Origin of the sequence: Acinetobacter sp. AOR14_HL (assembly GCF_027855175.1) — a bacterium.
Taxonomy (GTDB): Bacteria; Pseudomonadota; Gammaproteobacteria; order Pseudomonadales; family Moraxellaceae; genus Acinetobacter; species Acinetobacter calcoaceticus.
The window spans coordinates 238,368-254,037 of the sequence record NZ_JAKTII010000005.1; the positions used below are offsets into that span (position 1 = coordinate 238,368).

General features: G+C 40.3%; 12 protein-coding genes. 6 read left to right on the forward strand and 6 right to left on the reverse strand.

Features of this window, described 5'->3' with window-relative positions; translation table 11 throughout:
• Positions 1 to 224 precede the first annotated feature (224 nt).
• Genes xdhA through xdhC form a run of 3 tightly spaced genes read left to right on the forward strand, consistent with a single transcriptional unit; the run spans position 225 to position 5,091 of the window.
• On the forward strand, positions 225 to 1,724 hold the full coding sequence (gene xdhA / locus MKL38_RS06250; RefSeq protein ID WP_270902825.1) for a xanthine dehydrogenase small subunit: 1,500 nt from the start codon (positions 225 to 227) through the stop codon (positions 1,722 to 1,724).
• 1 nt (position 1,725) lies between these two features.
• Positions 1,726 to 4,101 carry a xanthine dehydrogenase molybdopterin binding subunit gene (gene xdhB / locus MKL38_RS06255; protein WP_270902826.1) on the forward strand — a complete coding sequence of 792 codons (2,376 nt, stop codon included), beginning with the start codon at positions 1,726 to 1,728 and terminating at the stop codon, positions 4,099 to 4,101.
• Positions 4,102 to 4,107: 6 nt separating this feature from the next.
• Positions 4,108 to 5,091: a xanthine dehydrogenase accessory protein XdhC gene (gene xdhC, locus MKL38_RS06260; RefSeq protein WP_270902827.1), complete on the forward strand. Its 984-nt coding sequence runs from the start codon at positions 4,108 to 4,110 to the stop codon at positions 5,089 to 5,091.
• 10 nt (positions 5,092 to 5,101) lie between these two features.
• On the opposite strand, the gene MKL38_RS06265 is transcribed toward xdhC, so the two are convergent.
• The 6 genes from MKL38_RS06265 to MKL38_RS06290 all read right to left on the reverse strand — a co-directional run bounded on the left by MKL38_RS06265 (position 5,102) and on the right by MKL38_RS06290 (position 11,926).
• Positions 5,102 to 5,797 carry a Smr/MutS family protein gene (locus MKL38_RS06265; RefSeq protein ID WP_005068085.1) on the reverse strand — a complete coding sequence of 232 codons (696 nt, stop codon included), beginning with the start codon at positions 5,795 to 5,797 and terminating at the stop codon, positions 5,102 to 5,104.
• A 9-nt stretch (positions 5,798 to 5,806) separates the two neighbouring features.
• Positions 5,807 to 6,613 carry an indole-3-glycerol phosphate synthase TrpC gene (gene trpC, locus MKL38_RS06270; RefSeq protein ID WP_017480714.1) on the reverse strand — a complete coding sequence of 269 codons (807 nt, stop codon included), beginning with the start codon at positions 6,611 to 6,613 and terminating at the stop codon, positions 5,807 to 5,809.
• Positions 6,614 to 6,622: 9 nt separating this feature from the next.
• Positions 6,623 to 7,672 (reverse strand): anthranilate phosphoribosyltransferase, encoded by a 1,050-nt coding sequence (gene trpD, locus MKL38_RS06275; protein WP_270902828.1) that lies wholly within the window; start codon positions 7,670 to 7,672, stop codon positions 6,623 to 6,625.
• 9 nt (positions 7,673 to 7,681) lie between these two features.
• Complete coding sequence (locus tag MKL38_RS06280; protein ID WP_003650566.1) at positions 7,682 to 8,266, reverse strand: anthranilate synthase component II; 585 nt, start codon at positions 8,264 to 8,266, stop codon at positions 7,682 to 7,684.
• 301 nt (positions 8,267 to 8,567) lie between these two features.
• Complete coding sequence (locus MKL38_RS06285; protein ID WP_270902829.1) at positions 8,568 to 10,370, reverse strand: aminopeptidase P family protein; 1,803 nt, start codon at positions 10,368 to 10,370, stop codon at positions 8,568 to 8,570.
• On the reverse strand, positions 10,367 to 11,926 hold the full coding sequence (locus tag MKL38_RS06290) for a peptide MFS transporter (RefSeq protein ID WP_270902830.1): 1,560 nt from the start codon (positions 11,924 to 11,926) through the stop codon (positions 10,367 to 10,369). Before MKL38_RS06290 ends, MKL38_RS06285 begins: the two co-directional genes overlap by 4 nt.
• A gap of 817 nt (positions 11,927 to 12,743) precedes the next feature.
• Between MKL38_RS06290 and glnA the strand changes: the two genes are divergently transcribed.
• The 3 genes from glnA to ubiA all read left to right on the forward strand — a co-directional run bounded on the left by glnA (position 12,744) and on the right by ubiA (position 15,669).
• Positions 12,744 to 14,159 carry a type I glutamate--ammonia ligase gene (glnA, locus tag MKL38_RS06295; RefSeq protein WP_003650573.1) on the forward strand — a complete coding sequence of 472 codons (1,416 nt, stop codon included), beginning with the start codon at positions 12,744 to 12,746 and terminating at the stop codon, positions 14,157 to 14,159.
• Between the two features lie 125 nt (positions 14,160 to 14,284).
• Entirely contained in the window at positions 14,285 to 14,794 is a 510-nt protein-coding gene (locus MKL38_RS06300) for a chorismate--pyruvate lyase family protein (protein WP_005039136.1), read from the forward strand.
• On the forward strand, positions 14,791 to 15,669 hold the full coding sequence (gene ubiA / locus MKL38_RS06305; protein ID WP_151743306.1) for a 4-hydroxybenzoate octaprenyltransferase: 879 nt from the start codon (positions 14,791 to 14,793) through the stop codon (positions 15,667 to 15,669). Before MKL38_RS06300 ends, ubiA begins: the two co-directional genes overlap by 4 nt.
• Position 15,670: the final 1 nt, after the last annotated feature.

The window sequence follows — 15,670 nt, forward strand, 5'->3', positions numbered from 1 at the left end:
TCGGCATTGTATCAGAAACATAACCAGATGTTCATAACTCGACGCACTATATTTATTTTGGTTTTGCGCGCGTTTAATAAAAGATGAATAAATTTCATGTTTTTTATCGTTAATAGTCAAGAGTTTGAACATGAAATATGCATTTAATGTTGGTAAGTTCTAAATGATCGCCTAGTGGCATCATATTTGCACAGATGCAGTGTTATAGAGCATAAGGATAAAACATGTCAGAACGTCCAATCACCTTTTTTTTCCGTGGTGGTCAGCAGCAAGTGGAAAATGTATTACCTACCATGACGGTTTTACAATTTCTGCGAGAATACACCCAAACTGGTAAGACTAGGCAGACCGGTACAAAAGAGGGCTGTGCTGAGGGCGATTGTGGTGCATGTACAGTCGTGATTGGTGAGTTGGTCAATGACAGCTTGCAATTGCGGAGTGTGAATGCGTGTATTCAGTTTTTACCGACTTTAGATGGTAAAGCCCTATTTACAGTAGAAGATCTGCATACGTTATTGCCTACACAGGATGGGACACTTCATCCGGTACAACAGGCGATGGTCGATTTGCATGGTTCACAATGCGGTTTTTGTACACCCGGTTTTATCATGTCGTTATGGTCAATGTATGAAAATGAACAACATTCTCCGAGCAAAGATCAAATCAGCGATTATCTTTCTGGAAACTTGTGTCGCTGTACAGGCTATCGCCCTATTTTAGAGGCAGCACAAAAAGCTTATGACTATCCACGTGTTGTATTAGAACGTCAAAAGGTACTTGATGTATTAAAAGAGATCAAAGCATTACCTGCATTGCATTTGAATGATCATGGTCAGCAATTTTTTGCACCAAAGACTTTACAGGATTTTGCCGCTTTACGTTTGCAATTGCCGCAAGCACGTATTGTCGCTGGTAGCACAGATGTCGGTTTGTGGGTAACCAAGCAGGGCCGTGATTTAGGCGATATGCTTTATATCGGTCAGGTTGAAGAACTGAAAAAGATTGTAGTTACCGAGCATGCTTTAACGATTGGGGCAAATGTAAGTCTGAGTGATGCACTCATAAAAATTTCAGATTTTTATCCTGACTTTCAAGAATTACAGCGCCGTTTTGCTTCCATGCCTATTAAAAATGCGGGAACCCTAGGCGGAAATATTGCTAATGGTTCACCTATTGGTGACTCAATGCCGGCATTAATTACGCTAGGTACACGATTGATTTTACGTGTAGGTGAACAGACCCGTGAAATCGCCTTGGAAGATTTTTATCTAGATTATCAAAAAACAGCATTACAGCTTGGTGAGTTTGTTGAGGCGATTGTTATTCCACTTCGTGAAGGGCAGACGCGTTTTAAATTTGCCAGCTATAAAATTGCCAAACGTTTTGAGCAAGATATTTCTGCGGTATGTGCGGCTATTTCATGCGAGTTAGATACTCATTATGTTGCTCACAATGTGAGAATTGCTTTTGGTGGCATGGCTGCTATTCCCAAACGTGCAAAATATGCAGAAGCCATATTGGAAGGTCAGCAACTTACAGCAGAATTGATAGCTAAGGCTCAAGAGGCCTTGTCGCAAGACTATCAACCTTTAGATGATGGACGTGCTAGCTCGGCATATCGATTACACGTCGCGAAAAACTGTTTACAGCGTTTTTATGTAGAAAAAGTTCTGTCTAAAACGATTACTCGTGTGAATGACTTGATTGCTATGGTGGAGATCTAATATGAATCAAACCATTGACTTAAATATTTCTAAAAAATCCGCTAAAGCAGGCGACTCGATTCCACACGAAAGTGCACATTTACATGTAACTGGGCAGGCAACCTATATTGATGATTTACCCGAGCTTGAAAATACCATGCATTTGGCAGTCGGATTTTCAAATTGTGCCAAAGGCAAAATCAGTAAGTTTGATTTGGATGCAGTACGTCAGGCTGAAGGTGTCCATGCAGTTTTTTCGGCAAACGATATTGAGGTTGAAAATAATTGGGGGCCAATTGTTAAAGATGACCCAATTTTTGCAGAAGAACAGGTCGAATTTTATGGACAAGCCTTATTTGTGGTCGTGGCCGAGAGTTATCAACAAGCCCGTCAGGCAATTCGCTTAGCAAAAATTGAGTATGTGCCCGAAACCCCAATTTTAACGATTCAAGATGCGATTGAAAAAGAATCGTGGGTGTTGCCGCCTGTTGAATTTAGCCATGGTGAAGTTGAACAGGCATTTCAAAATGCAGCCCATCAACTTTCAGGTGCTATTGAGCTGGGTGGGCAAGAGCATTTTTATCTTGAAGGGCAAATTTCCTATGCAATTCCACAAGAAAATCAGAGCTTAAAAGTCTATTGCTCAACACAACATCCAACCGAAATGCAGTTACTGATTTGTCATGCACTAGGCATGAATATGCATCAGGTCAGTGTGGAAAGTCGCCGTATGGGTGGTGGTTTTGGTGGTAAAGAGTCACAGTCGGCACAGTGGGCATGCATTGCATCTTTGGCAGCACAAAAAACAGGCCGTCCGTGTAAATTACGTTTAGATCGAGATGACGACATGAGTGCTACAGGCAAACGTCATGGTTTTGCTTATGAGTGGTCTGTGGCTTTTGATGACAGTGGTGTTTTGCAAGGCTTGAAGGTTCAATTGGCTTCAAATTGCGGTTTTTCGGCTGATCTTTCTGGGCCAGTGAATGAACGTGCGATTTGTCATATTGGCAACGCTTATTATTTAAATGCAGTTGAGCTACGTAACTTACGTTGTAAAACCAACACGGTGTCCAATACGGCATATCGTGGTTTTGGTGGACCGCAAGGCATGTTTGTCATCGAAAATATTATTGATGACATTGCTCGTTATTTAGGTTGTGACCCTGTTGAAATTCGTCAACGTAATTTCTTTGCCGAACAGCCCGGTGCTGGACGTGACCGTATGCACTATGGGGCGGAAGTCCGTGATAATGTTGCGCCAAAATTGGTAGCTGAATTATTGCAGACTAGCGATTATGCGAAACGCAAACAGGCTATTCAGGCCTTTAATCAGAACAATGACATCATTAAACGTGGTATTGCGTTAACCCCATTAATGTTTGGTATTTCGTTTAACGCCGTGCATTACAATCAGGCAGGTGCACTGGTCTATGTCTACATGGATGGCACTGTCGCGATTACGCACGGTGGTACAGAAATGGGACAAGGGCTATATACCAAAGTACGGCAGGTCGCTGCACATGAGTTGGGTTTACCAATCGATAGCGTTCGTTTAATTGCAACCGATACTTCTCGTGTGCCAAATACTTCGGCAACTGCAGCATCGAGTGGCGCGGATTTAAATGGTAAAGCTGTTCAAAATGCTTGTATTAAAATTCGTGAGCGTCTGGCAAAACTTGCAGCTGAAATAAGTGACAGTGACGCAGGGCAAGTCCAGTTTGAAGATAGTATGGTTTCAACAGTGAATGGTCATTCATGGACTTTTCCTGATTTGGTTCAACGGGCATATATGGCACGTGTACAACTATGGGACAGCGGTTTTTATAAAACGCCAGAAATTCACTATGATCAGGTCAACCATTTGGGGCGTCCATTTTTCTATTATGCCTATGGTGCAGCGGTTAGTGAGGTCGCAATAGATACGCTAACTGGGGAAATGAAAGTATTACGTGCTGAAATTTTGCATGATGTCGGGCGGTCAATTAACCCTGCAATTGATATTGGACAAATTGAAGGCGGTTTTGTGCAAGGGATGGGATGGCTTACGACAGAAGAGCTGTATTGGCAGCCGCAGGGACCACACGCAGGCCGTTTGTTTACCCATGCGCCTTCAACTTATAAAATCCCGACCAGTGTAGATATTCCTCATATTTTTAATGTCAAACTGTTCAATAATCAAAATCAGGCAGACACCATTTACCGCTCCAAAGCGGTAGGTGAACCGCCATTTATGTTGGCATTATCTGTTTTCTCTGCAATTCGTCAGGCGGTACAGGCGGCTATTCCCGAAAAAGCTCCGCTCGTGCTCAATGCTCCAGCAACTGCCGAAGAAATTTTACGTGCAATTGCGATTGGACGGGGACAAGCTTTGGCTGCTCGCCCACAGGCTAAAATGTAGAAGATTATGCAACATTTACAATGGTGGACTGATTTTGTAGCGTGGCAAGTCGATGCTCTACCTACGGTATTGGTCACAGTAGTCCGCGCTGATGGTTCTACACCGCGAGAGGTTGGTGCAACTATGTTGTTGCGGTTTAATTTGCAACAGCAATGGCAGCAGTCAGATACGATCGGCGGTGGGCATTTAGAGTTTCAGGCGATTGATATTGCTAAAGCAATGTTAAAAGAAACGGAAACTAGTGTGAGGCGTATTGAACGCTTTAACCTCAGTGCTCGGTTAGGGCAGTGTTGTGGCGGAGTAATGTGGTTATTGTTTGAAAAAATATCACCCGCTACGGTCACATCGGATTTATCCGTGAGTTTGCAAGCATGGCGAGTTGGAAAGCGTATATCGCGTACCGTCTCACATCAATATGCATCCACTTGGCAGACTATGGATATGAAGCAACAACCAAGTTTCGAGTTTGATTCTGACAGTAGTGAGCAATGGCAATTTAGCCAGCAAATTCAGCCTTATGCCATGCAAGTACTGATTTGTGGTGCAGGGCATGTGGGTGAAGCAATTGTCCGTTGTTTATTACCTATTGGTGTTCGGGTGAAATGGATTGATCCACGTGATGATATTTTTCCATCCGATTTACTGCAACAGGTGCACTGTATAACGACTGATACCTTAGAAGCCGAGATCGAGCATTTTGACCGTTCAGGCGCAATTTTAATATTAACTCATGACCATCAATTAGATTTGCAACTATGTTTTTCAGCCTTAAAACCTACGGCAAAACCATTTGCTTATGTTGGGATGATTGGCTCAAAAAGTAAAAGGGCTATTTTTGAAAAACGCATGCAGGTGCGAGGTTATACTCCGGAAACTTTGCAACGTTTGGTTTGCCCGATCGGGATAGAAGGGATTTCATCGAAACAACCTGCAATGATTGCCATTGCAGTAGTTGCTCAATTATTACAAGTATTTGATGTAAAAAAATGATCCCAAAGGATCATTTTTTTTGTTCGAACTTAGGATTTTTTTCTGCACGTTTAAGCAGTACGAGAACGGCACCTGTACCACCTTGATTTTCTGGAGCACTGACAAAAGCCAAAACATCGCGGTGTTGACGTAACCATCCGTTGACATAGGTTTTTAAGACCGCTTCAGGGCCTTTACCATGCACAATTTTGATGACATTTTGATTTTCATCTTTTGCCATCTGGATAATCTGTAAAACTGCGTCACGTGCTTGCTCAATCGTGCAGCCGTGTAAATCTACAGCTTCAAACCAACGCATCTTGCCTGCTTTTAAATCTTCAAAAACTTTATGTTGCAGAGTCGCAATGCGATAGCTTAGCGTTGCTTGGCTTGCGACCGGATTTAAAGCAGCTTGCGTATCTGATAACTCGGCATGTTCGGTATCACGACCACCTTCGGCAGCTGCACGTTTCGCTAGCGTTTGTGCGTCGACTTTTCTGGCACGAGGTGTTTTTACATCGGCAACATTGCTATTGTTGATGCGTTTAACACCTGCAACAGCCTGTTGAAACAGATGGGTATCTTCCAATTCTTCAGGCTCGGCCTGAGATTTTTTAGTCTCAGGCTGATTTGTGATTTTGCTTGAATGAGGATTGGAGATTTGCTTTTTAAATTGCTTCAATAACTTTTGTTGCTCTTTAGAAAGCGATGAATCTTTATTACTCATATATCTTCATTAAACCGTTTGAGGTTGTCCAAAAAGGGCAGTAAAAGCTTGATCTGGACGTGGTTGTTTCATAAAACTTTCGCCGACCAAGAAGCTGTGAATATCATGCTCTTGCATCATGCGCACATCATCTGGTGTCGCTATACCGCTTTCAGTAATTAATAAACGTGAGGCCGGAAGTAATTTTTTCAATCGAATGGATGTATTTAAATCTACATCAAACGTTTTTAAATTACGGTTATTCACACCTAATAAACATTGCTCAGAAAGCTTTAAAGCGCGTTCCATTTCTTCTTCATCATGAACTTCAACTAGTACATCGAGTTGATGTTCAAACGCAGTTTTAGACATTTCTTCGAGTTGCTGGTCAGACAAACATGCAACAATTAATAAAATACAGTCAGCATGCAAAGCACGTGCTTCAACTACATTATATGGGTCAATCAGAAAGTCTTTACGTAAAGCAGGCAGGGCACAATGACTGCGGGCAATCGCAATATTTTCATCTGCACCCTGAAAGAAATCAACATCGGTCAGTACCGATAAACATGCTGCTCCAGCTTGCTCATAATGCTCTGCAATTTCAGCAGGATTAAAATCTGCGCGAATAATCCCTTTTGATGGAGACGCTTTTTTAATTTCAGCAATCACACCCGGACGTTTATGTTTTAAAGCATTTGCAAAGCCACGCACTGGAGTCGCAGCTTTTGCTAATTCTTCAACATCTTGCAAATTACGTTGTTTTAAACGCGCAGCAAGTTCCTCATGTTTACGGTCAACAATTTTACCTAAAATGGTATTTTGAATATTAATCATGAGAAATCCTTAATCTGCCTGAGATTGCTTTAATGTTTTGGTAAATTCAGCCAAAACACTCATTTTTTCTAAAGCCTGTCCGCCATAGATAATATCTTGAGCGAATGTAACAGCCTGAGCATAAGTTTTGGTAATGCCCGCCACATAGATGCCTGCACCTGCATTAAGCGCAATCATATTTGCTGCTTTTTCACCAATGTCAGATTTATTTTTACCTAATGCATCTTTAATCAGCTTTAAGCTTGCTGCGGCATCTGCTACCACTAAACCATTTAAGGTTTGTGATTCAATCCCGACATCTTCTGGATTAAGCGTCCATTCGGTAATTTCGCCGTCTTTAAGTTCAGCAATAGCAGTAGGAGCAGCAAGGCTAATTTCATCAAGTCCATCTCTTGAATGAACGACCATGACATGCTCAGCACCAAGTTGCTTCATAACCTCGGCAATTGGACGGCAAAGTTCATCTGAAAATACCCCAATGACAAAGCGTTTTACGCCGGCCGGATTCGTAAGCGGGCCGAGTAAATTGAAAATGCTGCGAACACCAAGCTCACGACGTGGGCCAACAGCATATTTCATCGCTTTGTGATGGTTTGGGGCAAATAAAAAGCCTACACCCATCTCACGAATGCAGCGCTCAGTTTGTTCCATATCTAAATCAAGGTTAATACCTGCTTGTTCAAGTAGGTCAGATGAACCTGATTTACTTGAAACACCGCGATTACCATGCTTTGCAATGGTTGCACCAGCTGCTGCAATCACAAAGCTAGACGCTGTAGAGACGTTAAATAAGTTTTGTCCATCACCACCAGTACCGACAATATCAACTAAATATTTGATATCACTGACATCAATTTTAATAGCGAATTCACGCATGACACGTGCGGCAGCAGTAATTTCGTCAATACTTTCACCTTTCATGCGAAGGCCCATCATCAAAGCACCAATTTGTGCTTCGGTTGCCTCACCTTGCATGATGCTGCGCATAATGTCTTCCATTTGCGGCTGAGTCAGGTGAATATTTTTTGTAATATGGTTAAGTGCTTGTTGAATGTTCATAAATATCACTTATGCATAAATATCTAAAAAGTTTTTAAAGATTTGATGACCATGTTGGCTCAAGATTGATTCTGGATGGAACTGCACACCTTCAACAGGCAATGTCTTATGTTTAACACCCATGATTTCTTCCATTGAGCCATCTGCTTCATTGGTCCAACACGTTACTTCAAGGCAATCAGGCAGTGTTTGCTGATCGATCACCAATGAGTGATAACGAGTTGCCGAGAATGGGCTAGGGAGATTACTGAAAATACCTTTATTGCTATGGTACATATCAGATAAACGTCCGTGCATCACCGTTTTGGCTCTTACAATGTTTCCGCCAAAAGCTTGCCCAATACTTTGATGCCCTAAACACACGCCAAGCAAAGGAATTTTTCCGGCAAAGTGGTTAATTGCCGGAATAGAAATACCTGCTTCGCTTGGAGAGCAAGGGCCAGGACCAATAACCAGATATTTAGGTTGCCATCGTTCAATATCCTCTAATGTGACTTGATCATTGCGAACAACTTTTACTTCCTGATCCAACTCGCCAAAGTACTGGACGATGTTGTAGGTAAAAGAGTCGTAATTGTCGATCATTAGAAGCATGATGAACTTAACCTCATAATAATTAATATATATTTAATAAGTGACTAGAGTAGTTACTCACATTAATACTCACTTTATAGAAAGAACTTCTTGATTAAAAAATAAAAAGCCACTTTCTAAGCGGCTAATATAACAAAAAATGAAGTGACCAGTTTAACTATTTCATTCGTTAGAAATTTGCTAAAAAAGTCAGCTTTAAATTGATATTAGATCTGTTAAGAAACAGAGATATGTGCAACTAGGGCAGAATCGGCCTTTTCATTAGAACTAAAAAGTATTCTGCCTTAGTTAGAAAAGCAGATTAAATCGCACGAGTATTGTAAATCAGCCAGTCTAAAACCTCTCCAGATAAATGTTCAGCTAGTCTTTCTTGAACCATTTGGTGATAGGTATTTAGCCAGTCTTTCTCTTCATTGTTAAGCATATCAACAACGATACAGTCCAAATGGATTGGGCAAAGCGTAAGTGTTTCAAACTCCAAAAATTCACCATAAGTTTTTTCAAACCCAGAGTGAAGACGGTTTGCCACTAGATTTTCAATGCGAATACCGTATTGTCCCTCATGGTATAAGCCCGGCTCGTTAGAAAGAATCATTCCTTCACGTAGTTTGCTGTAAGCATGAACTGGCGCGTAATAAGAAAGTACTTGCGGTCCTTCATGAACGTTAAGAGCAAAGCCTACGCCGTGACCTGTTCCGTGGCGATAATCTAAACCATGTTGCCATAAGGTATGGCGACAAATTGAATCGAGTAGCGGTGCAGCTAAACCTTCTGGATAAATGGTTTTTGCCAAAGCAATATGACACTTTAAAACCAAGGTATAGTCACGTTTTTGTGGTTGCGTTGGCGTGCCTACAGGAACTACACGAGTAATATCTGTTGTTCCATTTACATATTGCCCACCTGAGTCAATCAGCAATAGCCCATCGCCTTCAATAAATGAATAGTGCTCCTCAGTTGCACGGTAGTGGGGTAGAGCGCCATTGGCATTAAAGCCAGCAATTGTAGAAAAACTTGGCCCTATAAACCCATCTTGCTGAGCACGGAAAGCTGTAATTTTTTCATCAATGGTTAGTTCTGAAATGTTTTCACGATGATGAAGTGCTTTCTCTAACCAGTGGAAAAAGTGGCAAAGGGCAACACCATCTTTAACCATTGCATGTCGAATATGAGCTATTTCACTTTCATGCTTACGTGATTTAAATAGCGTACTCGGGTTGATATCGTATTCAACCCGAATATCTTTTGCGATGGCTTGTTCATGATAAATTGATACTTTGGCTGGATCTAAAAGTACAGTGGCATCAGAAATATTCGCTAAAAACTTAGCTGTATCTTGGTAGTTACGAATCTCAATATCATCAGCTTTAAAAGCTTGTTGAATGGCTATATCAACTTTATCCGTCTCAATGAAAAGAACAGCTTGATTTTCACTAATATATAAATGAGACAGAAAAACAGGGTTGTATTCTACATCTTGTCCACGTGCATTTAAGATCCATGCAATATCATCTAAAGATGAAATGAAGTGACCCTTAATATTCTTGCTGTGTAAAGTTTCACGAATATTCTGAATTTTCTGTTTACGAGATAGCGCATTTAACCCTTCAGGCATTAAATGAATTTTATTTGATGGAAGCTCAGGGCGATCAGACCAGATGGCTCCAATTAAATCTTGTTGAGTTTCGAGTTTATAGTTGTTAAGTCTTGCAGTATGTTCGAGTGCCTTATATTGTTGAATGGATAGAGTATGTCCATTTACCACAATGACTGATTCTGGTTGTAGATTTTTTTCAATCCAAGCGAGATGTGTTGATGATTCATCACTGGTCAGTTTTTGAAGTTCAAATCCCGTTCCGACAAGCTGTTGCTCGGCTTGTACCCAATAGCGTCCATCTGCCCATAGTCCTGCAAAGTTTTGAGTGACTACAAGTGTTCCAACAGAACCGCTAAAGCCACTAAGCCATTGTCTTGCTTTCCAGTAATCTGGTAAATATTCTGACATATGTGGATCGGCACTCATGACGACTAACGCATCAACATGCTGGTTAAGCATGAGTTCACGAAGTTTCTCTAGCTTTTCTTGAACAGTTAAATTGGTCATATGGTTTCCAAGTCAGGTTGAACTTTACTAGTACTTTTGTTCATTAATCTATAAATAGGTTTCTTTAATAAAAATAACACGATTGCACCAATTACTAGTGCCAAAACACATCTCATAAAGAGGGTAGGTAAATGATTAATGCCATCTGCCGATACATGTCCTCCAATCAACCCTGCTATCAGATTACCTAAAGCTGAACCAGTAAACCATAGCCCCATAATTTGACCGCGTATAACATCGGGGGCAAGTTTAGTCATGGTAGATAAACCAATTGGGCTTAAGCAAAGTTCGCCTAGGGTAAGCAGAAATATAGTACCGACTAACCAAAATGGCGAAACTAATCCACCAGCAATGGCGAAACGGCTTGCAAATGACATAAGTAGAAAGCCACCTGCTGCTAGTAAAAGCGCAATAATAAATTTACTAATATAGCTTGGGTCTTTATTTGACTTACCTAGTCTCGCCCAAAGCCATGCTGCAATTGGGGCAAAAATAATAATAAAAAGTGCATTAATAGATTGAAACCATACTGCCGGAATCTCAAATCCAAATACATTACGGTCCGTATAATCTTGAGCAAACAGGTTAAAAGATGTTGGTTTCTGCTCAAAGGCAGACCAAAATAGTGCAGAGGTTAGTAATAGAACAAAACAGATAATAATTTTAAATTTTTCATGTTGTTCTAAATTAAGAAAAAGTAATAAATATGCAAAATAAGCGATAATGCCAATGCCTATTCCAACTGTTAAGTAAGTTGCTACCGCAACTGGATTGATGTGAATGACACCAAAGAAGGTGAGGGCAATAACGACTGCAACACTTAATAAAAAGGAGAAAGCAATTTTTGGCGCATTTTTATTTTCAACAATTGGTTTATTCCAATTGTCATTTTCTTGACGCAACTGATTAAAAGCTTGTAGCTGTGGAATAGCGAATACACGAAAAATAAGTAATGCAACTAACATTCCAAGACCGCCAATCCCAAAACCCAGATGCCAGCCATGATCGCGGGCTAATATACCTGTAATAAGCGGGGCAATAAATGAACCCATATTAATCCCCATATAAAAAATGGAGAAGCCGGCATCACGTCTATTATCTTGGGCTTTATATAATGTTCCGACAATCACTGAAATACAGGTTTTAAATAACCCCGAACCAATAACAATAAGAACTAAACCGAAATAAAAAAAGAATTGATCAAAGATAGGAGTAAGTGCAATAGATAAATGACCTAATGCAATAATGATGGAACCATACCAGACAGATCTTGCTTGGCCTAACCAGTTATCGGCAATCCAACCCCCTAAAACGGTCATTAAATACATAGAGCCAGCAAATAACCCAACAATTGCTGCTGCGGTAGGACGATCAAGCCCTAAACCACCATCATTGACCATCGCAACCATGTAAAGTACCAATAAGGGGCGAATTCCATAGTAAGAAAACCGTTCCCACAGTTCAGTAAAAAATAAAGTTTTTAAGGGTTTTGGATGGCCGAAAAAAGCTGTGTCACATTGTTCGAGTTCATGCTTCATTTCAAATCCTTTGAACATATTTGTAGTTTAATAAGCCAAACTTTTAGTTTGTTTAGTTATAAAAAAAAGTTATGTTTTATTTTTTAGTTTTTTTTAAATTGAAAAGCAAGTTGGTCATGTATAAAAAAGGTATATAACAAATGGTAAAAAATGAAAAAGTGAAAATTATATCGTGAAAAGCTAAGCTATTAGACTATTACGCACCAAAGCTGATCAAAACTTGCCTCACAGCAGAGAACTCCATAAGAAGAATAAAAATTAAGTTGTTTTTAACGAGCCTTAAAATAGAAGTGCTGTAAAAAAGAATAATAATTTCAAACAACCTCAGTATTTTAATGGGTGAGCTGTAACGCAAAAGAGGACTTTTTAAATTTTTTTGAAAATTACTTTTCAAGGCAATATTTACATTAAAACCTTTTTGGCAAAGGCATGAGTAGATGTGGAGTTCTCATCTAAGAGTTAGAATTTCATAAATCATCGTTTATTATTTTTTTATTCATTGTAATAAGAATGCCAGCTTGCTATATAAGAAAGTATTATGATCATGAATTACTGTTAGATATTGATGCGATGATTCATATTGGCGCAACAATTTTGCACTAAATTAGGGCGATTGTGAGCTACTCTTGTATGCCATAATTTGAAAATGTCTGAATATGGTGCATTTCACTATGCAAACAGTATAATGGGTTCAGGACAAGGGGCCTAAATCATGGATAGTTATAAGCAATTCAATGTTTTAGGTAAGTCTTATAAAGTTGGTATGAGATTTGCTTTATAAATACCAGCAATTAACACGCACTTAACAAGTGCAACAAAATTTCATTGGAGCAAAATGAGCATGGCGAACAAGGTCCTTCAACTCATACAAGAAAGTGGCGCAAAATGGGTCGATTTTCGCTTTACTGATACTAAGGGTAAAGAACAGCACGTAACTTACCCAGCTGATTCTATTGATGAAGATACTTTTGAAGACGGTAAAATGTTTGATGGTTCTTCAATCGCTGGTTGGAAAGGCATTGAAGCATCTGACATGATTTTACGTCCAGATGCAGAAACTGGTTTTGTTGACCCGTTCTTTGCTGAACCAACTGTAGTTGTGACTTGTGACGTTATTGAACCTTCAACTGGTCAAGGTTATGAGCGTGACCCACGTTCGATTGCTCGCCGTGCAGAAGAATACTTAAAATCTACAGGTATCGGTGATACTGCATTCTTTGGTCCAGAACCAGAATTCTTTGTATTTGATGAAGTGAAGTGGGACATCGATATGTCTGGCGCTCGTCATACATTGATCGCTGAAGAAGCTGCTTGGTCTACTGGTAAAGATTACGAGTCTGGTAACTCAGGTCACCGTCCACGTGTTAAAGGTGGTTACTTCCCAGTTCCTCCAGTTGATTCTTCACAAGATATGCGTGCAGAAATGTGTGCGAAAATCGAAGACATCATGGGCCCTGGTCGTGTAGAAGTACATCACCACGAAGTTGCTTCTTGCCAATTAGAAATTGGTGTGAGCTTCAATACACTTGTACGTAAAGCTGACGAAGTTCAACAATTCAAATATGCTGTTTGGAACGTTGCGCACCAATATGCAAAAACTGCAACCTTTATGCCTAAACCAATGGTAGGCGATAATGGTTCAGGTATGCATGTTCATATGTCTATCTCTAAAGATGGCAAGAACTTGTTTGCTGGTGATGAATATGCAGGCCTTTCAGAAATGGCATTGTACTTCATCGGTGGTGTCATCAAGCACGCTCGTGCATTGAATGCAATCACAAACCCATCTACAAACTCATACAAGCGTTTGGTTCCTCACTTCGAAGCGCCGATCATGCTTGCTTACTCAGCGCGTAACCGCTCTGCATCTATCCGTATTCCATACGTTTCTAGCCCTAAAGGTAAGCGTATCGAAGCTCGTTTCCCAGATCCAATGATGAACCCGTACTTAGGTTTCGCTGCATTGTTAATGGCTGGTATCGACGGTATCCAAAACAAGATCCATCCGGGCGAAGCTGCTGATAAGAACTTGTATGATCTTCCTCCAGAAGAAGAAGCAAAAATCCCAACAGTTGCTCATAGCTTAGATATGGCTCTAGAAGCACTTCAAGCAGATCACGAATTCTTGTTAAAAGGCGGCGTGTTCACTAAAGAAATGCTTGATGCATACATCGAACTTAAAACTGAAGATGTACGTCGTCTTAACACGACTACTCACCCAGTTGAGTTTGATATGTACTACAGCTTGTAATACGTATTTTCATAAAAAGCCTGCTTATGCAGGCTTTTTTATTGCTTGGAATGTTGATTGAATTCTCTACGTTTTTTATCAAAAAATTGGGGTAAACTAAGTGCGAGTTTTCATGTGAGCAGATTATGCGTAAACGGCAACCAGTACTTAAACAGGACAAGACTTTAAATCCTGAGTTGAAAAAATGGTTGTATGCGTCCGGTTCTCTGACTCAACAATTGACTGATCTTGGTGGCGGTCAGTTCAGTGTAAAACCTTTTAAAGAACACTTTCAGCGTTTAACTTTTGCAGATAGCCAGTGGATGAATATGCCTCATACTCACACCTCATGGGTGCGTGAGACTTATTTATATGGCAGTGAAGCAGAGCCATGGGTTAAAGCAAAAAGTATTTTCCCTATTTTAAGCCTACAAAAAAAAGCCCGCATATTTCAGCACATTGGTTCTACACCGATTGGATTTTTTCTATTTCAAAGAACGACCCCACTTTGTGACCGCCGTGTCATTCGTTTGCCAGAAGGGTGGACGCGACAAAGTTGCTATACTTGGCATGGGTGTAAATTTATAGTCCAAGAAACATTCTTACCAGCTTTTGAAGCTTTTCTACATCAGCAGCACGACAAGGAACTACTATGACGACTGCAACAGATACCACATGGCGTCAGCGTTTAGAAGCATACTATTATCTATGTCGATTTGATAAGCCAGTTGGAACAGAACTGGTTTTTTGGCCAACCATGTGGGCACTTTGGGTTGCGGCAGAAGGAAGGCCGCCATTGCATATTCTTTTGGCAATGGTCTTAGGCACAATTTTTATGCGTGCTGCTGGTTGTGCCATTAATGACTTTGCGGACCGTAAAGTAGATGCGCATGTTGAACGCACTAAAACACGCCCATTAGCAACTGGGGTAATTCGTCCTAGAGAAGCAATATATGTATTTTTAGCGCTAGTATTTGCTAGCGCTTGTACTTTGTTCTTTTTACCTATAGCGACATTCTATTGTGCACTAGCTGGATTAGTTTTAGCATTTATATATCCTTTCATGAAAAGATATACCCATTTACCACAAGTGGTTTTAGGTATGGCATTTTCTTGGGGAATTCCAATGTCATTTACTGCGATGGGTAAGCCTTTAGATATAACTTGCTGGCTTCTTTATTTTGGTAATCTAGCTTGGACAGTCGCTTATGACACTCAATATGCCATTACTGACCGTGAATATGATTTAAAGATTGGTGTGAAATCTACAGCTATTCTTTTTGGTCGATATGACATCCAGATTATTGCGCTTTTACAAGCAACCAGTCTTGTTTTGATTGGCACTGCATTGTATTTAGAAAATATCTTATTTCCATGGGCGATCATTGCTTTAATTGTTGTTGCATTCGATTTTATATATCAAACAATCAAAACCAAAGACCGCAACCCTCAAGTATGTTTTTGGGCATTCCGTCACAATCGCTGGGTTGGATTAATCATTTTTCTGGGAATATTTTTAAATTTCATATAGT

Bases quoted from the DNA above. Each gene is read 5' to 3' on its own strand.
- xdhA (WP_270902825.1), top strand. From the start codon at position 225: ATGTCAGAACGTCCAATCACCTTTTTTTTCCGTGGTGGTCAGCAGCAA.
- xdhB (WP_270902826.1), top strand. From the start codon at position 1,726: ATGAATCAAACCATTGACTTAAATATTTCTAAAAAATCCGCTAAAGCA.
- xdhC (WP_270902827.1), top strand. From the start codon at position 4,108: ATGCAACATTTACAATGGTGGACTGATTTTGTAGCGTGGCAAGTCGAT.
- MKL38_RS06265 (WP_005068085.1), bottom strand. From the start codon at position 5,797: ATGAGTAATAAAGATTCATCGCTTTCTAAAGAGCAACAAAAGTTATTG.
- trpC (WP_017480714.1), bottom strand. From the start codon at position 6,613: ATGATTAATATTCAAAATACCATTTTAGGTAAAATTGTTGACCGTAAA.
- trpD (WP_270902828.1), bottom strand. From the start codon at position 7,672: ATGAACATTCAACAAGCACTTAACCATATTACAAAAAATATTCACCTG.
- MKL38_RS06280 (WP_003650566.1), bottom strand. From the start codon at position 8,266: ATGCTTCTAATGATCGACAATTACGACTCTTTTACCTACAACATCGTC.
- MKL38_RS06285 (WP_270902829.1), bottom strand. From the start codon at position 10,370: ATGACCAATTTAACTGTTCAAGAAAAGCTAGAGAAACTTCGTGAACTC.
- MKL38_RS06290 (WP_270902830.1), bottom strand. From the start codon at position 11,926: ATGTTCAAAGGATTTGAAATGAAGCATGAACTCGAACAATGTGACACA.
- glnA (WP_003650573.1), top strand. From the start codon at position 12,744: ATGAGCATGGCGAACAAGGTCCTTCAACTCATACAAGAAAGTGGCGCA.
- MKL38_RS06300 (WP_005039136.1), top strand. From the start codon at position 14,285: ATGCGTAAACGGCAACCAGTACTTAAACAGGACAAGACTTTAAATCCT.
- ubiA (WP_151743306.1), top strand. From the start codon at position 14,791: ATGACGACTGCAACAGATACCACATGGCGTCAGCGTTTAGAAGCATAC.